This is a genomic window from Cognatiyoonia sediminum (assembly GCF_900129845.1).
Lineage (GTDB): Bacteria > Pseudomonadota > Alphaproteobacteria > Rhodobacterales > Rhodobacteraceae > Cognatiyoonia > Cognatiyoonia sediminum.
In genome coordinates this window covers 226472-251113 of sequence record NZ_FQXB01000003.1, presented here as the reverse complement: position 1 = coordinate 251113, position 24642 = coordinate 226472, and the positions used below count along the sequence as shown (strand labels likewise).

At 51.6% G+C, this 24642-nt stretch carries 18 protein-coding genes and 1 riboswitch; of the genes, 5 read left to right on the top strand and 13 right to left on the bottom strand.

Going from position 1 to position 24642, the window contains the following annotated elements:
- Nucleotides 1-321: 321 nt before the first annotated feature.
- Nucleotides 322-1566: a glycosyltransferase family 4 protein gene (locus BUA85_RS11655; RefSeq protein ID WP_072901294.1), complete on the top strand. Its 1245-nt coding sequence runs from the start codon at nucleotides 322-324 to the stop codon at nucleotides 1564-1566.
- On the opposite strand, the gene BUA85_RS11650 is transcribed toward BUA85_RS11655, so the two are convergent.
- The 3 genes from BUA85_RS11650 to BUA85_RS11640 form a co-directional block, all read right to left on the bottom strand.
- Nucleotides 1563-4973 (bottom strand): phosphopantetheine-binding protein, encoded by a 3411-nt coding sequence (locus BUA85_RS11650; protein WP_072901292.1) that lies wholly within the window; start codon nucleotides 4971-4973, stop codon nucleotides 1563-1565. The genes BUA85_RS11655 and BUA85_RS11650 overlap by 4 nt on opposite strands.
- Before the next feature lie 11 nt (nucleotides 4974-4984).
- Nucleotides 4985-5917, bottom strand: a complete 933-nt coding sequence (locus BUA85_RS11645; RefSeq protein ID WP_165611612.1) for a TauD/TfdA family dioxygenase — start codon at nucleotides 5915-5917, stop codon at nucleotides 4985-4987.
- 100 nt (nucleotides 5918-6017) lie between these two features.
- Nucleotides 6018-7127, bottom strand: coding sequence for a hypothetical protein (locus BUA85_RS11640; protein ID WP_072901289.1), 1110 nt, complete (start codon nucleotides 7125-7127; stop codon nucleotides 6018-6020).
- Between the two features lie 140 nt (nucleotides 7128-7267).
- Here BUA85_RS11640 and BUA85_RS11635 point away from each other — a divergent pair, with 140 nt between their 5' ends.
- Nucleotides 7268-8638 (top strand): oligosaccharide flippase family protein, encoded by a 1371-nt coding sequence (locus BUA85_RS11635; protein ID WP_131802803.1) that lies wholly within the window; start codon nucleotides 7268-7270, stop codon nucleotides 8636-8638.
- Here BUA85_RS11635 and BUA85_RS11630 read toward each other — a convergent pair.
- From BUA85_RS11630 to BUA85_RS11610, 5 genes are all read right to left on the bottom strand, one after another.
- Nucleotides 8630-10567, bottom strand: a complete 1938-nt coding sequence (locus tag BUA85_RS11630; protein WP_072901285.1) for an acyltransferase family protein — start codon at nucleotides 10565-10567, stop codon at nucleotides 8630-8632. The genes BUA85_RS11635 and BUA85_RS11630 overlap by 9 nt on opposite strands.
- Before the next feature lie 15 nt (nucleotides 10568-10582).
- Nucleotides 10583-11521 carry a glycosyltransferase family 2 protein gene (locus BUA85_RS11625; protein ID WP_072901283.1) on the bottom strand — a complete coding sequence of 313 codons (939 nt, stop codon included), beginning with the start codon at nucleotides 11519-11521 and terminating at the stop codon, nucleotides 10583-10585.
- A 75-nt stretch (nucleotides 11522-11596) separates the two neighbouring features.
- Nucleotides 11597-12658 carry a glycosyltransferase family 2 protein gene (locus BUA85_RS11620; RefSeq protein WP_072901281.1) on the bottom strand — a complete coding sequence of 354 codons (1062 nt, stop codon included), beginning with the start codon at nucleotides 12656-12658 and terminating at the stop codon, nucleotides 11597-11599.
- Nucleotides 12659-12720: 62 nt separating this feature from the next.
- Nucleotides 12721-12984 carry a spike base protein, RCAP_Rcc01079 family gene (locus tag BUA85_RS17105; protein WP_072901279.1) on the bottom strand — a complete coding sequence of 88 codons (264 nt, stop codon included), beginning with the start codon at nucleotides 12982-12984 and terminating at the stop codon, nucleotides 12721-12723.
- Nucleotides 12985-13084: 100 nt separating this feature from the next.
- Nucleotides 13085-14161, bottom strand: a complete 1077-nt coding sequence (locus BUA85_RS11610; RefSeq protein WP_072901503.1) for a glycosyltransferase family 2 protein — start codon at nucleotides 14159-14161, stop codon at nucleotides 13085-13087.
- Nucleotides 14162-14323: 162 nt separating this feature from the next.
- Between BUA85_RS11610 and xrtD the strand changes: the two genes are divergently transcribed.
- Nucleotides 14324-15931, top strand: a complete 1608-nt coding sequence (xrtD, locus tag BUA85_RS11605) for a VPLPA-CTERM-specific exosortase XrtD (protein WP_072901277.1) — start codon at nucleotides 14324-14326, stop codon at nucleotides 15929-15931.
- Nucleotides 15932-15968: 37 nt separating this feature from the next.
- The gene (locus tag BUA85_RS11600) at nucleotides 15969-16790 is read left to right on the top strand and encodes a sulfotransferase (RefSeq protein ID WP_165611611.1); all 822 of its coding nucleotides are present in this window, start codon (nucleotides 15969-15971) and stop codon (nucleotides 16788-16790) included.
- Nucleotides 16791-16826: 36 nt separating this feature from the next.
- Here the strand turns inward: BUA85_RS11600 and BUA85_RS11595 are convergent, their stop codons facing one another.
- The 5 genes from BUA85_RS11595 to BUA85_RS11575 form a co-directional block, all read right to left on the bottom strand.
- Nucleotides 16827-19868 (bottom strand): hypothetical protein, encoded by a 3042-nt coding sequence (locus BUA85_RS11595; RefSeq protein ID WP_072901273.1) that lies wholly within the window; start codon nucleotides 19866-19868, stop codon nucleotides 16827-16829.
- A 438-nt stretch (nucleotides 19869-20306) separates the two neighbouring features.
- On the bottom strand, nucleotides 20307-20954 hold the full coding sequence (locus BUA85_RS11590; protein WP_072901272.1) for a class II aldolase/adducin family protein: 648 nt from the start codon (nucleotides 20952-20954) through the stop codon (nucleotides 20307-20309).
- On the bottom strand, nucleotides 20954-22051 hold the full coding sequence (gene mtnA, locus BUA85_RS11585; protein ID WP_072901270.1) for an S-methyl-5-thioribose-1-phosphate isomerase: 1098 nt from the start codon (nucleotides 22049-22051) through the stop codon (nucleotides 20954-20956). Before mtnA ends, BUA85_RS11590 begins: the two co-directional genes overlap by 1 nt.
- Before the next feature lie 44 nt (nucleotides 22052-22095).
- Nucleotides 22096-23175, bottom strand: a complete 1080-nt coding sequence (locus tag BUA85_RS11580; RefSeq protein ID WP_072901268.1) for a hypothetical protein — start codon at nucleotides 23173-23175, stop codon at nucleotides 22096-22098.
- Between the two features lie 211 nt (nucleotides 23176-23386).
- A complete protein-coding gene (locus BUA85_RS11575; protein ID WP_131802802.1) occupies nucleotides 23387-23608 on the bottom strand; it encodes a hypothetical protein in 222 nt (73 codons plus the stop codon).
- Nucleotides 23609-23684: 76 nt separating this feature from the next.
- Nucleotides 23685-23783, top strand: a riboswitch (TPP riboswitch).
- Between the two features lie 61 nt (nucleotides 23784-23844).
- Here BUA85_RS11575 and thiD point away from each other — a divergent pair.
- Nucleotides 23845-24642, top strand: coding sequence for a bifunctional hydroxymethylpyrimidine kinase/phosphomethylpyrimidine kinase (thiD, locus tag BUA85_RS11570; RefSeq protein WP_072901265.1), 798 nt, complete (start codon nucleotides 23845-23847; stop codon nucleotides 24640-24642).

The following is a 24642-nucleotide window of genomic DNA, read 5'->3' as shown; positions in this document are numbered from 1 at the left end:
CCCCAATCTAATCGACGGGAACACAGTCCCTGGCTTGGATCTTTCGTCGAAGTTCGAACCGAGCTATCAGGGGCGCCTTGTTTTGGGTGAAGCTGGCACATCACTTCAAACTGCCTACGGCAACAGCGGCCTTGGCATCATACCGGCTCCGAATGCTCCAATCCCCACCACCGGCGAGAGCGCCGAAGACGACTTCTTCGGGAACCTAAGGCCAGCCAGTAGCGGAGCAGGAGCGCTCCAACCAAGTTCGTAAGCGTCTCTTTACTCATACAAATTCAACCTGCATACAAAACCCAGACATTCTCGGTTTGGGCTTTTTCCATGGCAGACACCAAAGAACCGCATCACATCGCCTATCTAACAGGCGAATATCCTGCGGTATCTCACACATTTATTCTGCGCGAAGTTGAAGCTCTTAAACGATTAGGAAGCCGGGTAAGCACCTGTTCCATTCGTCAAACCGGGCCAGAACACCACCGCGGCCCATCGGAAAAAGCCGCACTGGAGTCTACCTTCTATGTTCTCAAAACCGCCCGACGCCCAGTCAAACTATTCGCCGCACTTCTGGCCGCAGTACTTTCGCCAGGTCGCCTTTTTCGCGCCATCGCCCTCGCGTGGCGGACGAGACCCCCTGGCTTCAAAGCTGGGCTCTATCAGGTGTTCTATTTGATCGAGGCGATGATCCTTTCAAAGCATCTAAAAGAGAAGGCGGTCGATCATCTACATAATCATTTCGGGAACTCGAGTTGTAGTGTGGCAATGCTCACGAGTGAGCTTTCGGGTATTCCTTTTAGCTATACAATGCACGGCCCCGCCATTTTCTTCGAGCCGCGTTACTGGCGCATTGATGAGAAAATAGCTCGGGCCAAGTTTGTCGCCTGCATAAGCCACTTTTGCCGGTCGCAAGGTATGATCTTCGCTGATCCCCAATACTGGCCAAAGATGCACATCGTGCACTGCGGCGTTCAGCCCGAGAATTACACGCCGAACCCAGCAGGGAAATCGGGAAGGCAGTTCATATTCGTCGGTCGCCTTGCAGCGGTGAAAGGCATTTTGGTCCTTATAGACGCGTTCGCGAAGACCCGGGCGCAACACCCAGATGCCCGTCTTACGATCGTTGGTGACGGTGTCGAGCGTGCAAAGATCGAGGATTTTATTGCACAGAAAGGCGTGAGCGACGCAGTCCACCTGACTGGCTACCTTTCCCAAGATGAGGTGGCCGAGCACCTTTCAAATTCAGACGTTTTTGTTTTGCCAAGCTTTGCCGAAGGCGTCCCCGTCGTTTTGATGGAAGCGATGGCGTCACGCCTCCCCGTCATCGCCACTCGAATTGCAGGTATACAAGAACTTGTCGCAGATGGCCAAACCGGCACCACCATTCCACCAGCGGACGTCGACGCGCTTGCCACGGCCATGAGCGCGATGTTCGATGATCCCGACCAGTGGTCAAAAATGGGCGATGAAGGGCGAAAAAAGATCGAAACAGATTTCAACCAAGACAAGGAGGCGGCTTGGTTAAGGACCTTAATCGAGGCAGAAACGACCCCGCCAACACTGCGCCCTTAACGATACAAAAAGCGCATCAGTCGACTATAGCCAAACCCAACCGGGATAAGGAAGGCTGCTAAGGCAACAGAAAGCGCGATCGGTTCCGGAGCACCAAGACCCGCCAAAATGTTCTTGAATGGGATCACGATCCCGTGGCCTACAAACATTGGTAGCGCGAGAATACCGCTGGCAATAGCGAAAGCATTCAAAAGTCTGAACGGTTTGGAGATACCCTTAGAACCTTCACGATTCAAAACACAGAACCCCGATATCAACGTCATTAGAACGCCTGAATAAATCGTCAGGTGCCAAGGCTCCACAAGGCTGAAATTGTCGAACATCGTTTCAGGCCGAGCCTGCCAAAGGACAGCGAACCCAAGGCTGATTGTCACAATACCCGCCACACAGAAATCACGCGCCATACCGGGTTGACCATGGTTTTGACGCATGATCCAACCCAGCGCAACACCGACCATGACAAAGCTTGTCATTCGGAAGAACCCATACTTAGCGGACAGTAAGATTTTACCCAACTCCGCAAATCCACTTAGCTCAAGGGGCGCGACCCACGTTTGCATCATGTCATGGATGATCAAACATCCGACAAATGTCGCTGCGATCGTCAGTAATCTGTTAGGACCGACCGTTACGACACGCATGATTGCAGGCAAAGCCAACATCGCAATCGCATAGTAAGAAATGGCAGAATAGAATAAGATTGATGGCAACATGTCTGGATCAATCGTTCCATTGATCCAGCGGCTAAGGAACTTAAACGCTGCAAAGACAAGAACACCCGCAACAATCAATCTGGTGTTGAATTGGGACGACTTTTTGAATTGTTCTTTATTGCGCATATACTGGGTAATACCCAAGGCTCCAATTCCAACCCCAAATACCATTGCGAACCCGGGCGTGCCAAACCGCAAGAATGGGATCAATGACTGGTAAATCTCTTCTGCATTTGGGGTCAGTCGCCCCAACACACCTGGCAGCCAATGAACCACTATCACCCATAGAACCAGCAACCCTCTCGTGGCGTGGACCGCATTCATCGTATCGCTCAAAGACAGTGAGGGTGCGGTTGGGGCCGTGGGGCTTGCTAATGGCGTTGCATCAGCTTTTGGCGTTGCGACTGGCGAACGCTCTATTGGCTTCGGCGCAGGTGCAACATTCGCTCCGCCAACCAAATCTCGAATTGTTTTGCCGTCAAAAATCCTGCGCGCAATCTCCGCTGACATGCCCTGCGCTTCCATTCGCATAATCAAAGTCAACGCAGAAAGGCTGTCGCCGCCGAGGTCGTAAAAACTCTGATCAATAGAGATTGTTTCGACGCCCAAAACCTCTGACCAAATCACTTTGAGCCGTTCTATTTCTTCAGAAGAACCAGCATCTTCGTTCGGTTCAGTAGCCGTCGATCCGACAATCTGCTGGATTGTCTTGCCATCAAATATGCTACGGGCGACGTCAGGAGCCAGCCCCAATGCCTCCATTCGCATGATAACGGTCAAAGCAGAAAGGCTGTCACCTCCAAGATCATAGAAACTTTTGTCCAAAGGAATGTCATCAACACCCAAAACTTCTGACCACAGTTTTCGAAGCTCGGCTGTTCCTTCGCTGACAGGGACACGTTCCATCGTGTCACTTTCAAGCGAGCTTTGTAGATTGTTGATGTCTGGTGTTTCTGATTTCCCTAGAATGCCGTCGATTGATTTCCCGTCAAAAATCCCGCGCGCAATCTCTGTTGAAAGACCCGCTGCTTCCATCCGCATGATCAAAGTCAGCGCAGAAAGGCTATCGCCGCCGAGGTCATAAAAACTTTGATCCGTCGCGACCTGATCGACACCCAAGACTTCGGCCCAAATCTTCTGAAGCTCAGCAGCTTCATGCGTCAGCTGATTACTGGCTGGTGCCGTCTGCCCTTTTCCGGCGATATCATCAATAGTGCGACCGTCAAAGATCCCTCTTGCTAAATCAGGCGCAAGACCAAGCGTTTCCATTCGTATGATGAGGGTCAAGGCAGAAAGGCTGTCGCCACCCAAGTCGTAGAAACTTTGATCCGTTTCAACACGCTCAACTCCGAGTACCTCTTGCCAAAGAGCAATAAGACGATCTCTTTGATCTGCAGACGTATCATCCGCGGAGCCACCAAGAGTTTGCGCATCGCCGATGGCCTCTAGATCCTGCAACAACCCGCGCTGTACTTTACCTGTCGCTGTCTTAGGTATTTCGGCGACACGACGGATTTCAACCGCACCGGTCCCCGTTAATCCGAAATCTCCTCCCACACTTTTTGCGGCTTTTTCGATATCCGCCACCAAGTCTTCGCTGCCAGAATAAACAATCAGAACTTTCTCGCCGCGCATCGGATCTGTTGTCCGGCCCACGCCGAGTTCAACCGTTTGATGCAAGTCGGCAATCAATCTCTGCTCAAACAACGTCGGATCAATCTTTAGGCCGCCACTGTTTATCAATTCATCGGCGCGGCCGAGATAGAAGAGATGTCCGTCTCTAAGCTCTCCGCGATCTGAGGTGGTAAGCCAGCCATCTTCATCAACGATTTTTTTGACACCGGCCCCAGTTACAAGACCTTCAGCAAGGTGCGGCCCACGTACTCGGATCAAGTCATCTTTGATTTCAATCTCGGTATCGCCGGTCGGTGTCCCAACACTTTCCAGCAACGCATGCGCCGACGACGAGATATCCAACAAAGTAGAACGTGACGCTTCGGTCAGACCATAGTGCTGCACAATCGTTGCTTGAGGAAATAGCTCCTTCATCGCGGCTTTTTCTTCAGCCGACATATATTGGCTACCGATTTCGATCCATTTGACGCGCCGACCGGCGTCGCCAATTATATCAGGGTTGGCCAAAACAATCCGCCAAAGCGTCGGGACAGCCGAAATTGCGTTGATCTCACCTTCATCGAGCATTCGGCGAATTTCGTTTGGATCAAAACCATGCTGTGGAAGGTAGGATTGTCCTCCAGCGGCTGCGACTGCGCGGCAGCGACCGAACCCAAATGAAAAGGTGACCGGAACGCCAACATACTCTCGAATACTGTCGTCCACCTGCATCGCTACATTGATACGCTGTACGACGTCTGACAAGGCACGATGGCTCAACAAAATGGCTTTAGGACGGCCCGTGGTCCCCGACGACAGGGAAATCTGTGCCGGTACGTCTCTCGTGTCCAATATCAGTTTATCTGAAAACCATCCATCATCATCGTCAAAGACCTTTCGTTCCAAAATCTTTGTCCCGGGAACGGTGCGCCTCTCCTGACCATGTGGCAAAGCCAGCACAACCTGCCCACTCCGGTAGGCGGCAAAAACTGCGCTTAAGTAAGCACGAGAATTTGCTGCCGAATAGGCGACAACCTCTATCAGGCCAGTACGGTAGTCCGGATGTGAATGGTCAGCCAAAACCGAAATCCCTAGTCAAATACGGGTGTCAACGCGGGCGCTTCCTGCGGTTGTCCCATCGCGGCCAGAACCTTTCGGCTCCCAGTAAAAGGAGAACGGCCGTGCATCCAACGCATATTATCAATGATCGAAAGATCGTTATCTTGCCAATCAATGCTTTCAGTGTGTTGAGTCAAAACCTCTAGAATCCGTTCGATGGTGGCATCAGGTATTGGTTCCCCATCACCGAAAACCGCATTTCGTGGAAGACCATCGGCGCCAAGCGCTGCGACCAAAGCTTGCCGTGTCTGCGATGGCAGCTGACACGGATGGAACAGATGCGCTTGATTGAACCAAAGCGCGCCATTTGGCCCTTCGATCGCACCCTGTGCCTGCTGAGCCGTACGCAGCGTTCCATCCGGACGCCATTCGACCTCTAGACCATTGCGACGTCCGATCTCGAGAACTTCGTCTTTGTCCTCTGTCCCAAATGCGGTTTGCCAAGGGATATCCAAACCAGCGCGAAAATTCCGCTGATAGATAACTTCGCGTTCGTGGAACTCGGCAACGATATCACCAAGGCTGTCACTCACCGCTTGCAAATCGGCAATCGTAGTTGCGCCACCCGTTTCCGCCGCAATTTTGCATTGAAACATCAATAGCCGCGGCCAAAGCCTTGCGTATGACATCTCAGAATGGAGCACGATCCATTGTTCGGCAGGATACTCTGTTGACGTAAACGCCCCCTCGCCTACCGACGATCGAGGTGTGGACCAGCGGGCATCTGTCATCGGATCGGCGCCGAACAAGCCCAGAGTATTTTTCAGTGTCGCCGCATCTTCGGTATCAAAACCGCGGAAGAGTACCAATCCAGCTTGATCCAATCCGTCTTTCACCTGATCAAAGTTGTCAGCGATCCAGGCGTTTAGTTCCGTATTTGGGTTGGGTGCAAAAAACTTCTTCATCTCTTCTTCCTCTTGCATGCTCAGCAGGCTCGGCATCTTTGTAAGGTCGCACTGCGATGGACGGGCAATTGAATTGAACTCTTTTTCCCTTACTGGCCCATTAGTTGCGCAACATCCACGAAAGATGTTCTTTTTTCAGGCCCATGGACTTTGCAGTATTAACTACGGCATTTCTCGCTCTGCAAAAAACCAACATGCGATTTATGGCTTTTCGAAGCTGAGGATCATTTGTTTTTTCTGCAAGCTCGTACCATTGTGGCACAATAGCCGGAGGCACCTTGCGCAGCCTCCGAACACGACGATTTAGGTTACCGCTCGGAAACACCTCATATTGGTCCAAATCAGTCACAATAGAGATTGATACTTGTGTCCGAACACATTTCTCACACTCGCCACAGTTCAATGCTTCACTACGATTTTCCCAACAAACCTTCATGTACTTCTTGGCCAGCGACCATTCCGCAATCGAAATAACTTTGTCCAATCGAAGTACACCACCGCCGTCGGTCTTAATCTGAATCGCTGATGAACTCCAAAGCGGGTCAAGTTCTGAACTTTGACCCCAGGGAGGTTCGACGTCTGCCGCCGCAACACGAATTTCCCCAATTTGGTCCGATAAAACGTGTCCGACGCAGGCAAGAGCGGCACCATGCGTTTCTCGCCATGGCAGCAATTTAAACAAATGATGACTTCTCAAATTCGTGGCTACCGAGATCGCAGCAGCATCGACTTCTTTGGCCACCTTTTCGATATTACCGAAGGACTTCTTGTTTCTATCGGGATCGCGCAGCGCGATATCGAAACCAAGAACGTTGACCAAGACGTCACACGTGCCGAGATTGCGTTTCAGCGTGTCCAAGGAGTCGACGCCAGCTGTAAAAAACATTGCAGAGCCGGTCGCATGTTTTCGATGAACTGTCCGTGCAACCTGAGGCTCAGGCGCTTGGTATCCCCAATATCGGTGAATGACGTCCGACGCTTTTGACTGATTTTCAACGAATGTTGCGTCTACTTCATCTTCTAAGACAATTTGCCTTCCCAAGAATTTTGAAGGGATCGCCATTGCGCAAAGCGCGGCTTCCGCACGAGGGACAATAGGGTGTTGCGATTCGAACCAAAGGTCTTCACCGTCTATGTCCCAACTCACTTTGTAGGTTTGCGTTTCTTCACTAAAATGAAAACGGCCTTCGCTAATCTTGATTGGGTCCATTCGAAATCTGCCGTGCCAAAAATTGGTTATTCTTAAAATTTGATACCACTTTGTTGGGTGCTGTTGTATGGCAAAACCATGTTAAAATTGAAGCTGCACGCATCGATCATGGCGAAAAAAGTAAGGCTACAAAAACTCCAATGACCAGCCGCTTCAGCTCTCATTTCACAGGCCAGAAACTTCGCGCCCGAGCAATGCGCGGATTTGTTGTGGTTCTGGCGGGAACCGGCGGGAACCGGGTGTTGCGGCTCATTTCAAGCCTGCTATTAACGCGGATTCTGTTTCCCGAAGCATTTGGCCTTATGGCGATTATCTCTGTCGTTATGGGTGGCCTACAAATGTTTTCCGATATCGGAATCCGCGCTTCAATCGTCCAAAGCAAACATGGAGCAGACAGGGATTTTCTCAACACCGCTTGGACGATCCAGATTATCAGAGGCCTGATCCTCTCGCTGATTTGTTTAGCGATCGCCCAGCCACTCGCCGATTTCTACGAGGAACCCATGCTCGCGGCTTTGATGCCCATTATGGCCATCGGCCCTTTAATGAGCGGTTTTGCCTCAACAAAGATAGCAACCGCCGATCGAGAACTTCGGCAAGAGAAATTGGTGGCGATCACGCTTATCACCCAAGTTCTGGGGATCATCGTGACTGTCGCCTTGGCCCTTTGGACACAATCGGTTTTCGCATTGGCCATCGGCGGACAAATCAATACTGCAATGTTTCTATTGGGAACGCACTTTCTCCTCCCGGGTCCAAGCAATCGTTTGTCATGGAACAAGGTCTATGCGCGCGAATTGATCAGCTTTGGAAAGTTTGTTTTCTTAAGCACGCTTTCGAGCTTCATTCTCGGAAGATCAGACATGGCCATCTTGGGGGTCTATCTCTCGATCGCGACCTTGGGTATTTTTAACATCGGTTACATGGTCGGCAGTTTACCTCTTCAAGTGCTAAAGCCGCTATCACACCGCGTGGTGTTCCCGCTCTACAGCCGTCGCCCACCCTATGAAAACGAAAGCAATAGGAAGAACATGCGGCGAGTGCGTCGCCTCGTCGTAGCAGGCGGCCTTTTTCTAACGGCAATTTTCGCATTCTTAGGTGTTTTCTTAATCGACCTACTGTTTGACCCAAGATACGCGCTTGCTGGTCCAATCGTATCCACTGTGGCTTTTGCCATCGTCCCCTTGATCGTCATCGAAGGGTATGAAGCCGCGCTTTTGTCTGCCGGGGACTCGCGTCGAAGCTTCTACCTGAAGGGATCGACCGCGATTTGCCAGCTTACTTTTCTATTTGCCGGCCTAACCTTCTTTGGGCTGTTTGGCGCAATCTTGGCGCCCGGGATTGCCGCACTCACGACCTATCCGCTGCTTGTAAAATTTGTGAAACGATATGACGTTTGGGATCCAATTGCAGATTTCAGCTACCTTGCGGCAGGTCTCGCGTTAACGATGTTCGGGTGTTACCGGAATTGGGAGGATTTCAAACCATTGTTTGATCTATCGTCACTCTGACACAACTGTCGGCTGCATGATCGGGTCAAGCCAACCGCCCTTATCCATACGTCGTCCCAAGAATGCAGCACCGGCCAACGTTATGTGACCATAATCATAAATGATCTTCTGACCTTCTTCATCTACTGCAAAGCACTTCATCGAGCTCCTATCGCAAATTAGGTCAGCCCTATCCAAAAGCGGAATGTCGTTCTCTTCCGCAACGTGCGCAATAGCTCGTCGAATTTCTGACACCGGGTCATTTTCAACGAATGCATCCCAATGCTCGGTTGCAATTTTGTCCAAGATTTCTGCTTTATCAGAACCGGCAGAGGTTTCGCTCAAAAGCACTGAATCTGCCAGCGTCGCATTTCCGGAGTCCAAAAACTCAGGTGTGTTGTTGACCACAAGAACCTTTTTACCAGCGTCACGCAGTTCCGAGACAACGGCGGGCAACGCCGCGATGTCATCTTCTGTGTAACGGGTGGAAATTAGGATCACGTCAGCAGCTTCAAAATTGGGCGAGGCAAAGAACGGATGGATGGGGTCAAGAAGGTCGAAAATCTGCGTGCCAAACCGGGCAACGTTGGCGGAGTCGACCACCGCTTGGGAAAAGGTCAACGCGTTATACGTCCCTTTGGAATGGGAATTTCCCACGACTAGAATCAAAGGTCTATCAGTGTCGGGAAACCACTCTGTTTGATCGTACGCATTGAAATCGACACCATAGTTATTGTTCCCCGCTGCATTTCGAAGAAGGCGCCAAGACTGTACCTGCAGCGAAGAGCGGTCAAATTCATATTGTGACCAACCGGCAATCTGAAACCTCTCCGAAAACCCATTCCGCACATGCCCGTATGTCCCGAACACAACCAAGCTTGCCAAACACATGGCGCTCACACTCAAAAGGACACCACGTTTCGGCAACCACGGCGACGGTTTTTTGCGGAATGGCTGCTCAACAAATTTCCATGTCAAATACGCAAGGCCCAATGTCAGCACTGCAAGGGCACCCATTGTCATATGGCTCGGGTCTTCCAAGCTTCTCACGCGCGCAAAGGCAAATAGGGGTTGATGCCAAAGGTAGGCACTGTAACTTATTAGACCAATCTGAACCATTGGTCTGACAGACAAGAACCGTCCCACAAAACCTTCGGGCCGCGCAAAAAGTAAAACCAATGCGGTACCGACGATTGGCACCACAGTATATGCCGATGGAAAGGGCGTGTGTTTGTCAAAAAAGAAGATCGCAAAAATGATCAACCCGAGACCGACGGCGGCGTAAGCGTCGTTCCCCGACAAACTGCGACGCCGCATAATCATTGCGCATAACGAACCAGCAAAAAGTTCCCAGGCCCGGGAAAACGGTAGATAGAACAAGGCTGCATCGCTGGCCCACCCAAAGCTGCGGGCAACAACTGTGTATGCAAGACTTAATAAGGCCAAGACACTGATAATACCGAAAACGGACCTTTGTCCCAACCTCCAAATTACCGCAAGCAACACCGGAAACACGATGTAATATTGCTCTTCGACCGCAAGACTCCACGTGTGAAGAAGCGGTTTACGCTCTGCTGATGTGTCAAAATAATCAACCTCAAACCAAAACAAGAAATTCGAAGCAAAAAGACCGACTGCAGCGACACTTTGGGAAAAGTCTTTGAACGCGCTCGGCAGCAACCAGACCCATGCAAAAGGGATACATGCCAAAACCACGACGAACAAAGCAGGCAAAATGCGGCGCATCCGCCGCTCGTAAAACTTGAGGATGGAGAACGTCCCCTGCTCCAAGTCGCTTATGAGGATCGAGGTAATTAAGAACCCACTAATCACAAAGAAAACATCGACCCCGACGTACCCCCCGCCAAATCCGCTGAATCCGGCATGGAACAAAATGACCGGGGCTACTGCAACCGTTCTGAGTCCATCAATCTCGGGGTGATATTTCATGGGTTCGGCACTCTACTACCCAGGTTGGAAGTTTCCCGACAAACGATCCTCTATCTCTGAGATAGCTTTCGACTTACCCACAACCAAAGCCCGCCTTTGGTACGCGCGAATAAAGTGCCGAAGTTCTGGATCGTCTAACTGCGCCTCTCCGCGCCACCACGCTGAAATATATCCTTGAAGCGTCGCCAATCCGCCTGTCACGTAGGGCGGGTGCGCCATGCGATAGATTGCGGTTGCAGAAAAGTAGAGCGGATCGCTGCCCATAAAGTATTGGCCAAACCCGTGCCGACGCCGCCCAGTGTAGATGCTTTTTTGAGACGACCCCATCGGTCGAAGGTGTTCGAACCGAAGGTCAGGCTCGTCCCAACTCGCTGCGATCCACCCAAGTTGCCGGGCTTTGTGACAATCGATCGCGTCCCACATGACTTCGCGAACATAACCACCGATTTGGTCAAAGCAGGCCCGACGGTAAAACTTCGTCATCCCCACCGACATCTCATCACCGCACTTTTCAGAAACCATTTGTCCCTGAGCATTCCGAAAATACGGCTTACCAGAACACGTGCCTATCCGAGGGTTTGCCTCCATTTTTTCCATAAGGATTTCGAAGTATCGGGGAGGCAGGTCTAGATCGAGATCTAATTTGCAGGAATAGCTATATTCGCTCAGATCGACAGTATCCAATCCGAAGTAGAACGCTTCAACCACTCCGGGTCCAACAGCGCGATGACCTCTGTCGGGTTTCTGTACGACTGAAATCCAGGGGTGTTTCGCGGCATATTCCGCCAAAATACTAGGCGTTTCATCGGTAGAGCCATCATCGACGATGACCCATTTCGAAGGCGTCACTGATTGCGCGACGACAGACTCCAATGTCCGCCGCATATAATCCGCCTCGTTCCGACACGGTGAAATCAACAAATAACGCCTTGGCTCCTTCTTCGCCTGTGTCATCACTCGTTCCCAGTTCTGCTCATCTCGCGCACTCTAAATTCTACTCAGGGCGAGCATTTGCCCAAAAAGAGTTCTTTATTTGGCTCCGACAATGTCCGCTTGCCTCCGCGGATACCAGTCCGAAAGGTCTTCCGGAGAAAGTCTCATCGCTTGCTGAGAATCCCGCCAAGCTCGCCAACTGCCCTTGGTTTGTGGAAAACCGAACCGCAACATCAGCAAGTCTTTTACAAAATCTGTTGTCAGTCGCCGTATCATTTTACGACGGTATACGCGCCTTGCCCAATGCTGGTCGGGTGCGTGGCGTCGCAGCAGTACCGCTTGGTTTAGGGACCACAGATGGGCAACCTGCGTTCGGTTCAGCCGGCCTGCTGCACTACTGAAATGGAATAACTTAGCCTCAGTTGCAGTGACCAAAGCGCCTTTTCTCGAAATGCGATAACTTCCATCCAAGTCTTCTCCGGGACAATAGTACCGCAAAGTCGGATCGAAAGGCTCTGACAAAACCGCGCTTCGGCGATACGTCATCCGAAACCCACCAAACATCGTTTCTGGACGACACGGCAGATCAGCTACAGCGTCGGGCAAGTCCCACGTCGGATAGTGACCATCGTAGGGTATAAATATCTCTTCTTTGCTGGCCATCAGGACCTTCCGCAAAATCCCCCGAACCAGCGGCGATGACCTTCGCAAATTTGCAAATGCTATCTCTTGCTTTTCCTGGGCCGAACCGTCTTTCACATGCAGCGGAGATAGGTTGGTATCCATCGCCTGAACACCGGCGAGAACCGCAGCCTCATCAGCTTCGTAAATGTTCATTATGCGCTCGGCACAGTCGGAAAACATATAGCTGTCATCGTCGATCATGAAGAGGATGTCGGCGCTAGCGGCTGCAGCAGCTTGGTTTCTTTGAACCGTCAAAGATGGCGCGTCACCTTGCAGATAGGTGAACCGTACATTTGGTTTTTGGTCGACGATTTCTTGGACTTTGAGTTTATGGTTTTTCCAATCCGCACTGGAATCAACTATGACAACTTCTGTCGGTTCTCGTGTCTGTGCCAAAGCTAAAGACACGCAAGTTTTTAACGGATCAAAACGATCCTTTGTCGCGATCACCAATCCCCAATCTAACGACGACATAAACCTACTCCGATAGTCGAATACGACTTAGCGGTTTACGACACGCGGCGCCAGAAAATGTCCTAGTAAAGGGCAACAATTCCCGTAGCTGTGGTTCCGGTCTCCCAAATTTTCGACACGCGGACGGGAAAGAAACGTCCGGATCCAATAGTGAGATCCACAACCTCGCCGTCCTTCATCGAAACCCTGACTTGACCCGTCGTCGATACATTCAGTCCGACCGTCAACTCTATTAGGTCGACGGTATCGCTCGGTGAAATGAGTGAAGCGCCAACCGCGGGCCCATCTGGACCGTTTTGAAAGGTTTTGTATCTGTCAATCGGCATAAGAAGCCTCTCCGTTGGCTATTTGAGCTAGGGCACTTCCTAAAATAGCGGTCTTTCGGAAATCTAAAGTGAGCGCACGCAGGTTTCGGCAGCGAAACCATCACCAATGCCCTGCACCCCTACCGCGCCACATGACAAAATTCGCATTAATGGTAGAAATCAAGTCCAATCCGATACCTGCCAGCAAGACGAAAAAGGTTCTCATCGAACGCTGTTCAGAAGCGCGGAACATCCTGATGCGTTTTGCCCCAATACGAAAGGGCACATAACCATACGGCCATCGCGGCAGCTGCTCTGAAAGAAAAGACTGTAACCACTCTTCGTTCTCTGAGATGTCCTTTAGAAACACAGAAATGCTTTGGCCGCTATCAGCAACGCGGTTCAACTCTTCAAAAATGATCGCATTGATCGAGCTTCCGACGATTAGGCGTGTCTGATGTTTGATCAGCGCCCTAATCGTCGTGATCGACTCGTAGACGTGAAAGATTTCGAAATCACCGTCCAGTCGCGATAGGTCCTCTTCCTGCGAAAAAAGGTCAGTTACGACCATGGCGCGCATAAATCCATCCTCGACCGGAAGGCCGATCGGAAAACTGATCTTATCAGCCATAGTCCTCTTTATGAAATAAAGTTGGCCGCAGATGCTTTTCCTATAGTCCGTGAGGCCGCCACCTCCGCTTGCGATGATCTTACCAATAGGTCCGACTGATCTTTTAGAAAACGAAACATCTTTGACCGGTCGGCTATTGAACACCATCAGTTCCGGCCCTTCATCCAACGCACCTAGCATCCGCTCCAATGTGTCGTTCTGAGGTAGAGCGATATCAGCGTCCATAAATCCGAGAATATCCGCGCCTTGGTCGGACAGTTCATGAATGAACCGATTTGCAGTTCGAGACTTTCCGCCAAGCTCAAAATCGTGAACGGTAAAGCAGTCTTTGATGGCCGCCGGCAGCGCCGCTATCGCTTTTGTCGCAACGGCAACAGTATCATCGGTGCATCCATTTGCGAGGATCCGCACACGGATGTCTTCAACCATCGACCCAAAAATCGTTTGCTGGCCCAAACTTTCAATAAGCAACCCAATGGATTGGCTTTCGTTGTAGGCGAAAATGCCAATATCCAATCGAATCGTGGGTTCGTTGGCGTCGCGTGAACTAGTAGCTTGTCTTGTCACGACCAAGTTTGACCTTATCTGGGAAACTTATCCGATGAATTGGCAAAATTGGCCTCATTGTCGCTACAATTCGCGATTAGTTTATCGTGACACCTGTGTCGCTCAAAGTGATTAATGATATAAGGCGCGCAGTTAAAGTTATTTAGTGCAAAGAGAATCATTATGGCAGTGACGAATGAGGGCGCCGTAGAAGGCCGATTTCCAACAGCTTTCCTGACCAAAGGAATGTTGTGTCTCGTCCTCGCGACTCTGTTTGCAGGATTTTTCTTCTCGAATGGCTTACAAGCGCTTTTGAACGCGTGGCAATTGCCCGAATATAGTCACGGTCCTTTAATCCCTGTCTTGTCGTTATTGCTGTTTCTAAAACAGCTTAAGGATTACCCTATCGACCCTGGCCCGAAACGAGACCGCTGGGTCGGCGTTTGCGTGGTATTGCTCGCTGTGATTGTGGGTTATTTGGGAAATCTGGCTCGAATTAACGACATTGTGGCCTATGCAACGATCATTTGGATCGGCGGAATGTTATTGATCAGCTTCGGCTGGGAGACCGGCAGGCATTTTTGGCCAGGAGTCCTTCACCTCGTCTATATGTTGCCGCTTCCAGGCGTCGTCTACTACAAGATGACGACATCGCTTCAATTTGTTTCGTCAGAGGTTGGTGTTTGGTTCCTTCAGCTGATGTCGATCCCGGTCTTCCTTGACGGGAATATTATCGACCTCGGCGTTATGAAACTACATGTTGCAGAAGCCTGTTCAGGCCTACGCTACCTCTTCCCAATCCTAAGCTTCTCGTACATCTTTGCGGCCCTTTATAAGGGGTCAAACTGGCACAAAGCGATCTTGCTTTTGTCTGCTGCACCCATCGCAATTCTGATGAATTCTATCCGGATTGCTGTAGCAGGCTACATCGTCAACTACTACGGGATAGAATGGGTCAACGGCTTTAGCCACTTCTTCGAAGGCTGGGTCATCTTCGCGATCTGTATCGCATTGTTGTTCCTGCTCGCTTGGGTCCTTGTCCGATTTAATTCAGAGCACGATGGCCTAGTCGACGCGCTTGATCTGAATACCGATGGGCTCGGCGTGCAGTTGGGCCGTTTGCAATATGTCAGAGCGTCTAAAGCGATGATTACTGCGGCTGTCCTCATGGCAACCGCAGCTGTATCCTTAAACTTTGTACCTGATCGCGGCACCTACAAAGTCGACCGTCAGAGTTTTGTGACATTCCCGCAGACGTTCGGCACATGGGAACAATTCGGACCACGCGAAAGGCTCGCAGAAAATGTTGCCCGCACCTTGGGTGCCGATGACTATCACCAAGTCACCCTCGTTAACTCCGAACAAGTAATGCCAAGTGTCGGCCTGTTTATGGCTTGGTATGAAGACCAAAGCCGCGGAGGTGTGCACTCACCAGAAATCTGCCTTCCGGGTGCCGGATGGGAAATTGCCTGGCTTGAACGTACCGATGTGGCAGATCAAATGGGCTTTGACGAGTCCTTCCAATTGAATCGTGCTGTGATCCAAAAGGGTGAAACTCGCATGATGGTCTATTATTGGTTCGAACAAAAAGGCCGGCGTATTGCTTGGGACTTTGCGGCAAAATTTTATCTGATGACGGATGGTATCGCGACCGGCCGAACCGATGGTGGTCTGGTTCGCCTAACGACCTTGATACAACCAGACGAAACTGATGCTGCTGCAGAAGCACGCCTACAAAATGTCCTGAAAGATGTTGTCGAACCCTTGAACGACTTCATGCCCGAAGGTTAGGACAGGCGAAAAGGCAACGTCTGAACAAATCCAAAGAATGAAAGTTTCTGATCTTTCCCGACTTAGCCGAAGGTATTATCGGCACTATGCCAAGCCTCGACGTGTCGGCCCGCGGATCTTTGTTTTGGGGGCCTCTAAGACCGGCACTCATACGCTTGCCCACATGTTCGACGACAAATTGCGCACAGGCCATGAGGACGACGCAGAGCGGATTATCAAAGCATACCTCAAAGCAAACCTGTCCCGCGACACCTCGGGCCTTCTCCGCTTGTTAAGAACACGCGACCGTATTCGAAACCTAAAGATCGATAGCTCTTCGGTGAACGTCTATGTCTTGAAAGAGATCCTTGAGCTTTTCCCTGATAGCAAGTTCATTCTAACGGTCAGGGAACCAACCATCTGGTTGCGGTCCATGCTGGATCACTCAATGGCACGTCCGGTTTCGCCAACTTGGCAAGAGTTTCGGACATATCGTTTTGGAGAACGCGCAGGACATCCTGTTGAAGAACAAGCGCTGGAACAGGCAGGGATGTACCCGGTAGCGCGCTACCTCGATTATTGGTCCTATTCTGTCGCCATGGCGCTAGATCAAACGCCACAAGATCGACTATTGGTGGTCCCCACCAACGATTTAGGAAAACGCGTTGCCGAAATCGCAGCGTTTTGTGACCTCGATAGTGAAAACACGTCACCAACTTCGACGCATTCCTATCCGAACCACTTTCGTTCCAACCTGCTGCAAACCTTACCGGCTGGATATCTGGAAAAACTCGTAGAGCGTGAGGTTGGGGACCTCGCACGTCGGATTTGGCCAGAGTGGGATCCGAAACAGGCGACCGAACACGCGCTCAACAGTTGAAAGCGGCCCCCCTGACATAGGGGAACCGAACTATTCTCAATCTACGAGAGCGTCTTCATCCTCTTCAGACGGAATGCTGCTTGCCGGGTCGTCTGCATAGATCCCATGGCCATTTGTCAAACTCGCCCAAAGCGCGCTCGAAGAGTTAGACTGAGTCTCATTGCCGGCTGTTTCGATACTGACATTGCCTGACCCGCTTCCTTTGGCCCCAAGCGTCAGAGTAACGATGTCGTTTGAGTAATCGACGAACACTGTGGCATTCTGATTAGACGCCAATCCGACGACGTCCACTGAGCCGATAGCACCGGTCACTTCGTCAACCCGGATCAAAGTCTCGGTGGTCGCGCCGCCGCCGGCGATGGCAGAAACATCCAGTTCAAGATTCACATCACCTAGGTTGACACCAGATTCAATGTCACTGCCCTCTTGGTCAAAATGCCCACTACGGAATTCTCTGATAGTTCCAAAACCATCCTCATCTGCTTTGAAGGACAGCGTCGCGTTATCAGAGAAAAGCAAAACGCCAGTGCCGCCAGCTTCACCGTCAAAGCCAACTTTCACGTCTGATCCGTTTATCGCAAGACCGGACCCATCTCGGACAATAAAATCGGCACCATCTGTGGCCAACAATGCCTGCGCATTATCGCTCACTGTCAATTCAGACGAACCGGCGAACAGACCCGTGTTTGCAAAACGACCGCCGGCAACGTTGATTTCGAGCGTATCCAAATCGGTATACCCATTGGTCCAAAATTGCCCGGACCGTTCAATCGAAATCTCAGCCCCGGAATCGCCGACGGCAATGTGGTCATTGATCTCCAGATAACCATTCCCGACAGCCAGCTTACCGCCATCACCAAAATCAAGATCCTCTAGGGTTGTTGTCCCACCGTAGTTCACCCAGTTTCCACCAAGATCAACGCTGTCTCCGTCGCGGGTACCAGGCAGATCGTCAGTCGACCAGTTCAAACGGTTGTCCCACCTAACCCCATCACCCAAGTCATTTGGAACGAAACGCAATGTCTGCGCGTCATCTCTAACGTCGACATCCAAGCCAAAGCCGGCCTTAAAGAAGTCGACAATCGTATCAGCGGTGACAACTTGATCCTGATCACCTTGATACTGCTGTCGGAGGTAATCACTCAAATCGTCGATTGTCGCATTTGGCTGACCCAAAAGAGCGGCTGTGAACAGTTGGATGGTGGTGTCATCCAGTACGTCTTTGTCCAGACCTTCTATGTTCCGATCCGCGTTCTCCTCGGAGTTTCCGCGTTCCGCGCTCCAATTGTAGATCATGGTGTCATCATAAAAGCCCGAACCATCCGGTGTGCGAACCGCAAAATGGGCAAATTCTTTGTCTGCACCGTCAGCCGGATTATTTGGATCGGACAGATGTGTCACGATGTTGTCCAGTAGGGTTGTCATCCGGCCCCAAATACCGGCACCCATCGTCAGCGCACCTTCTTTGTCGTCGACCGTCTTATGCGCACCAGACGTAATTACGTTCCCATTGAGCAAGCTATAGTTGCCAATGAAACCTGCATCTTTGTAGTCACCGCCCAAAGCATTCAATGCAGCGTTATTGTCTAAGAAAAGGTTATCTTCGACAAAAGCACCAGGTCGAATTGTCGCTCCGAAAGACGACGCACGCATTGTAATATTGTCGCGCAGCGTGACGTCAGTGACCGTATTCTGAATATAGATATTGTGGTTATAGAAACTCGGCGACTGGGGATTGTCGGTTGACATGTCATAAGAATATCCATCCGCCCAGCCGTTGTGATCGAAGAAGTTCCCTTCCAACAACAAGCCATCGAGTTCATCAAAGAAGGATCCAGAAATGCGGTTATACGCCGGCTCCCAAATATCTGTATCTCGTACGGGCTCATCCCGGAAAACATCCGTGATATCAGAATTCCGAAGCGTAAAGGCATCGACGCCCTTAACGGTCAATTCTTCATTGGACATAGAAACATTGTCCAAGATGATATTCTCGCCCCAGATCAATTTGGCGCCTTCCGGCAAGGCAACACCTTGTATGACCGTGTTGTCAGACCATTCCTGGTACATATTTAGCACCGTGTGCAGAACAGGCTTATCGCCCTCTCCATAGGCGCCAATCAACTGTGGATGAAGCTCGGATTCCCCTGTCGACCCTCGCGCGACAAGACGATCAAGATCGTCGTACTCAAATCCTCGTTCGAACAATAGCCAATTCGACGTCGGTCCTTGATTGGAACCGGTGATGGAATACCAAAGCTCCATACCTGCATCGGGTTTCAGAGCAAGCCCTTCGCTTCCCCCATATTCCGGATTCTGGCTCAGCCACAACCCGGTGATCTGTTCGACTTTCATACCTTCAAGCGCGGCAATATCCGCACGACTCAAGGCATCATCGTCATTTGAGATGAAGACTTTCCGGTGGTTGTCGCCGTGCTCGATGATCATGTCCCCATTATCATCTTCTTGCAGAACATAGAATTCGCCAGTCCCCCAACCCTTTTCCTGCGGCCCAGCGATCGCATCCACATCCGCGTCAAAAACAGTTTTGTCCCCGTTAGAGTGCGTAACCTCATAAGAAAAGTTCAGCGCGCCAGTATGTTCAGAGCCTGTAAGAACCAGCGAAAGGGTATTGTCCGGATTGACAGTAAGATTGCCAGCTTCTGGGCCAGACAGAACCTTAACGGACTGCACATCGTCCACCTCCGACAGGTCAAACTTTGTGACCCGACCCGCAATAACTTCAGCCGTCACGTCTTGTGTAAGCGTGACCGGCCCGGGTTCAGGAACCTCTGTCGGTGTCCCAGTTTGCGGAGGACTTTCGACCTCTGAAACTTCAGTAGGCGTTTTTTCCGTCTGTGTTTCCTTGGCTTTGGTAGAGCCAGATTTGCTGACTTGAGGTTCTTGGTCTGGAGCAACGGTTCGAGCTGCCACCTTAGTCTGCTTCGTATCCGCCACGTCCTGTTCGGGCGGTTCCTCTGCATTACGGATACTCGTTTGCTCATCCGAACTGTTGTTAGAGCCGGAAGCCGCAGCCATAAGAGCACCAAAGAGCCCAAAAATAAAAGTCCAGTACATTCTCTATCCTCAATACCGATCGATGCTTCGACCATGTCACCTTGCCGTGCTCGCCCAAATCAGGGTCGACAATCGTTATGTGTTTTACACTCGTTATTAAGGCTAACGGCTAATCAGGGAACCGGCCCACAATCGTTCGGATTTATGGCAATAATTTGCACAATCTGGAAATTGCTCCATTCTCGCTAATCTTGTGATTTTTCGGCAAATTCCCGCCTAATGCCGCGAGCTCCGCCCTAGTTTCTTAAGCTCTTTTTCACCACGGCTCGACGTGCTGTCGAAGTAAGCCAGAGGGCCGGTGCCACAATTTCGTTTCTAAACTCTCGCCAATGATTCTAGATCGGCGCAATTGTTATCGCAAATCAACACACTTTTACCGGCGAAAGTCAGCAGCAGGAAAAGCATACGATGCACAAAGAACTGTAGGTCAGCAGCTGTTCATTTCGGCCCATAATCCTTAAACGCCTCAATCGCTTCAGCCATCTCCTGATCCGACAGCAATACAACCTCGCCCACCGCCCGGGCTGCTAAATAACTCTGTGCGAGGATCTCCAACTCACCCAAACGCCAAAGCGCTTTACCAAGGTCTTCGCCCAGTACGGTCGCGCCATGATTGGCCATCAAGCACCCGTGCCGATCCTCCATGACCGCGACGACCGCCTCTGAAAGCGCCGCTGACCCATAGCGCGCATAGCCGGCAACCGGCACGTCTGATCCGCCAAACAACCCAATCATGTAGTGACAAGCTGGCAGCGGTTGCCGCAGCATCGAAAGCGCTGTGCAATGCACCGGATGGGCATGAACCACAGCCTGCATATCGGGCCGTGCCTGTAACAAGTCGCAATGGAACCGCCACTCTGACGACGGTTTATGAAGCCCACGCACCTGCCCGCTCTCCAACCGAACCCGAATAATATCCTTCGGCGTCAACTGGTCATAGGGAATACCGGACGGTGTGATCAGCATTTCCTCTCCCACTCGGACAGAGATATTGCCAGAGGTGCCCTGATTGATCCCCTCCGCATTCATCCGCAAACAGGCGTCAATGATCGCTTGCCGCGTCTCTGTTGTTTTCTCGTAAACCATCAGCCTGCCAAATCTGGGAACATCGCTGCCAAGGCCTCTTCGGACGCCTCACAAACACCCCGTTCAGTAATCAAACCCGTCACCAACCCCGCCGGAGTAACATCAAACGCAGGATTCGCCACCTGGACCCCATCGGGCGTGATCTGAACCTCGGTCACTTCACCCACAGCATTCTTGCCCCAGAAGATGTGACTGATCTCGCGCCCGTCGCGTTCCTCAATCGGGATTTCCTTGCGACCATCCCGAACCGTCCAGTCAATCGTGGATGACGGCAAAGCCACATAAAACGGCACCCCATTTGCTTTCGCCGCCAGAGCTTTCAGATACGTCCCAATCTTATTACACACGTCACCCGCCCGCGTGGTCCGATCCGTGCCGACAATGACCATATCGACCTGCCCGTGCTGCATCAGATGCCCACCGGCATTATCGACAATATAGGTGTGCGGAATGCCATGACTGCCCAACTCCCAAGAGGTCAGCGACCCTTGGTTCCGCGGCCGCGTCTCATCCACCCAGGTGTGGATCGAAATGCCCGCGTCATGCGCGTGATACATCGGAGAAGTCGCGGTCCCCCAATCTACGGTAGCAATCCATCCCGCGTTACAATGGGTCAACAAGTTCACCGGCTCGCCAGCAGGTTTCCCCGCCGCAATCTCGCGAATGATCTCTAGCCCATGAACCCCAATCATCCGATTGGTCTCCACATCTGCATCGGCCAGATCATGGGCAAACTGCAACGCCGCCGGGAACCGCTCAGCTTCCGCCAAAGGTATCACCACCGCCCGCGCCCGATCCAATGCCCATTTCAAGTTGATCGCCGTGGGCCGCGTCGCATGAAACACCTTATACGCCTCTTCAAACGCCCGATCCGTCGGCTCCTGCTGCATGGCAAAGGCAACCCCGTAAGCCGCCGTTGCCCCGATCAATGGCGCCCCGCGCACTCGCAGCTCATAAATAGCCGTGGCATAATCCTGCAAAGACCCCAGCTGCTGCGTCACAAACTCATGTGGCAACCAACGTTGATCGATTATCTCTAAAGCCGCATCCGACTCGTTCCACCAAAGCGACCGGTAATGCACGCCATCAACTTTCATATCTTAAATCTCTCTCAGTATCCCGAAGGGCGGGAAAGTTAATTTTAACCGTTCAGGTATTCCCGGCTTTGCTCCCCGGACAAACGGCTCACCTTATCCGTAAGGCGCTTCTTAGTCGAAACAAGATGTGAAATACGTTTGGACATTTGCTGCATCCCCTTCATTAGGATCAAGTTAGCGCGGGTTTCATCTATGCCGACAATATCTTGAAACCTCTGGTACCGCCCCACCTGTGTGAGCGACGTCGAACCAAGTGCTTTTAGTTGAGAATAATCTAGCGCGCTAAACTCTATCCCTTCGACCTCACGCAACCAAAAGAGGTCATCGCGATGGTTTGACAGAACAATCTCTTGCACTTTTGGCAACAGATCTGCTCGGGATCCGAGGCCTTCAGCTTCCGCCACCTCTTGCAGGGTTTTCTTTATAAGGCGAGTTTCCCTCCTGAATTCACGCGGCTGATCCGGGTAACAGTGTCGAAAATACTCCTGCATCAAAAAGGTAACTTCTCGAAACTCCGACACGTTTGAGGATTTGCGTTCCGCCAATTCCACTTTACCCAAATCAACTTCAAAGAAGTTTTCAAGAAAACACTCAGACAAACCTTTGGGAAAAGAACGCGCTTCAAAGGGGACAATGACAAGCTGATCTCCAAACACAGACCTCCAGACAGAGATATTTTTTCGGTAGTTTGCAGCCCAGGTCGCGGGATCGTCCAAACGGTCAGTCGCCTTGAGCCATTGCTGGACCCAAGACAAGTAATAGCCAGCGGGCTCCCGCAACATCAATACAGGTCTGATCTCATTACATACTTCCGACAGCAATCTTTTGACGTTGGCGGCAAGATACGCATTCTCATAAAGATACTCACTCGAGAGAAAAACATACTTAGGCTGGGTCTTCTCAATATCTCGAAAGACTTTTGAAAACACCTTCTCTAACTTGGGGTCATTTGTATTTTCATCAAAAAATGCCCTCGTCGCATCTTCATTTATGCGACGACCTTCGAATTCAGGGATCAAAATGCCTTCGTCTTTCAAGGCGTGACGCCAAGAAAAAAGATCGTTCTGAAGCGTTGTTGAACCGGCCTTGCGGCTCCCGATGTGTAAGATAGCGGTTGTACCCAATGAATGTTCCTAGCGAATAAAACTCTATTCGAAATGTCTCGACCCGAAATGAGGGGTCACTGCCACCGTCTCGAGTCACAAGCACCCGTTCTTTTACGGCTACCCTAGTGCCCATACCTCAGGATTCGCCAGCACCAATGGGTAAGTCGCTCAAAAAACAAAGACGTTAGGCAGTAGCCTTGGGTACGCGCCTGAAAAGCAAAACCAGAGACTAAATCGCAAGAGTATTCGGGATGAGGAAAAGCGCGAACGATTGCGCATCGCCAACAGCATCTGTGATCAAGCCGGTTTGCAACCCAGAGAAAAGATCAAGCAGATCCATAGTCAACCGCGTACAAAGCGCCGTGATGATCGATCCAAAGGTCGTGAACACCCAAATGCCCAGTACCATAGCGACGCCGATTGCCACGTATCGCGCCGCAGAGTTCAGCATAATAAAATCGCTGGTCTGAAACGGACCTCCGACAGGGTCCTCCTTGCGCCCTCCCCCCACGTAAGCTAAACACCTCCCAAATCCGTCGGGGGGCCATTTGGCTGAGAGGTAGCGATACCGACCCGTCGAACCTGATCCGGGCAATTCCGGCGTAGGGAACGGGTAACAGTGCGAAGCAAACCGTAGCCAATCCGTAAATCCCCCGCTTGATGCGCCCTTTCAAATGGGGGGCCATCATGGTCGCAAAGGCACTGACAATCGCAGGTTCTGACAGCGGCGGCGGCGCGGGGATTCAAGCCGACCTCAAGGCCTTCAGCGCAAATGGCGTCTTTGGCACATCTGCCCTCACCGCGATCACCGCACAGAACACCATGGGCGTTACAGCCGTCCATCCGATTCCGGTAGATGTCGTCGGCGCACAGATCGAAGCCGTTTTGACCGACATCCGCCCCGACGCAATCAAGATCGGGATGCTCTTCTCACCCGAACTGATCGAAACCGTCGCCAAGGCGCTTGCAGATTACGACGGTCCTGTGGTGCTCGACCCCGTGATGATCGCCAAATCCGGCGATGCGCTTTTGCAAGATGAAGCCGTGGACGCCCTCAAATCCATCATCCTGCCGCGCGCTGATCTGCTGACACCCAACCTGCCTGAAGCCGCCCGCATCTTGGAAACCTCCGAGGCCGCAACCGAAGCAGACGCGCTGTCTCAAGCCGAAGCCCTCCGCGCCCTTGGCCCCAAGGCGATCCTGATGAAAGGCGGCCATGCCGAAGGCGACACTTGCACCGACCTGCTACTGACCAAAGCCGGCAGCCACGAATTCTCCGCCACTCGGATCAACACCCGCAATACCCACGGCACCGGCTGCACCTATTCCTCAACCATTGCCGCGAATCTCGCCAAGGGGGTGGACATGGTAACCGCCGTAGAAACTGCCCACAGCTACCTGCACGCGGCGATCAAGGCAGCGGACGACATCGACATCGGCGCGGGCCACGGCCCCGTGCATCACTTCCACGGTATGTGGAGCTAG

Excerpts from the sequence above, each read along its gene's own strand:
- BUA85_RS11655 (WP_072901294.1), top strand. The coding sequence starts at position 322 with ATGGCAGACACCAAAGAACCGCATCACATCGCCTATCTAACAGGCGAA.
- BUA85_RS11645 (WP_165611612.1), bottom strand. The coding sequence starts at position 5,917 with ATGAAGAAGTTTTTTGCACCCAACCCAAATACGGAACTAAACGCCTGG.
- BUA85_RS11640 (WP_072901289.1), bottom strand. The coding sequence starts at position 7,127 with ATGGACCCAATCAAGATTAGCGAAGGCCGTTTTCATTTTAGTGAAGAA.
- BUA85_RS11635 (WP_131802803.1), top strand. The coding sequence starts at position 7,268 with ATGACCAGCCGCTTCAGCTCTCATTTCACAGGCCAGAAACTTCGCGCC.
- BUA85_RS11630 (WP_072901285.1), bottom strand. The coding sequence starts at position 10,567 with ATGAAATATCACCCCGAGATTGATGGACTCAGAACGGTTGCAGTAGCC.
- BUA85_RS11625 (WP_072901283.1), bottom strand. The coding sequence starts at position 11,521 with ATGACACAGGCGAAGAAGGAGCCAAGGCGTTATTTGTTGATTTCACCG.
- BUA85_RS11620 (WP_072901281.1), bottom strand. The coding sequence starts at position 12,658 with ATGTCGTCGTTAGATTGGGGATTGGTGATCGCGACAAAGGATCGTTTT.
- BUA85_RS17105 (WP_072901279.1), bottom strand. The coding sequence starts at position 12,984 with ATGCCGATTGACAGATACAAAACCTTTCAAAACGGTCCAGATGGGCCC.
- xrtD (WP_072901277.1), top strand. The coding sequence starts at position 14,324 with ATGGCAGTGACGAATGAGGGCGCCGTAGAAGGCCGATTTCCAACAGCT.
- BUA85_RS11600 (WP_165611611.1), top strand. The coding sequence starts at position 15,969 with ATGAAAGTTTCTGATCTTTCCCGACTTAGCCGAAGGTATTATCGGCAC.
- BUA85_RS11595 (WP_072901273.1), bottom strand. The coding sequence starts at position 19,868 with ATGTACTGGACTTTTATTTTTGGGCTCTTTGGTGCTCTTATGGCTGCG.
- BUA85_RS11590 (WP_072901272.1), bottom strand. The coding sequence starts at position 20,954 with ATGGTTTACGAGAAAACAACAGAGACGCGGCAAGCGATCATTGACGCC.
- mtnA (WP_072901270.1), bottom strand. The coding sequence starts at position 22,051 with ATGAAAGTTGATGGCGTGCATTACCGGTCGCTTTGGTGGAACGAGTCG.
- BUA85_RS11575 (WP_131802802.1), bottom strand. The coding sequence starts at position 23,608 with ATGCTGAACTCTGCGGCGCGATACGTGGCAATCGGCGTCGCTATGGTA.
- thiD (WP_072901265.1), top strand. The coding sequence starts at position 23,845 with ATGGTCGCAAAGGCACTGACAATCGCAGGTTCTGACAGCGGCGGCGGC.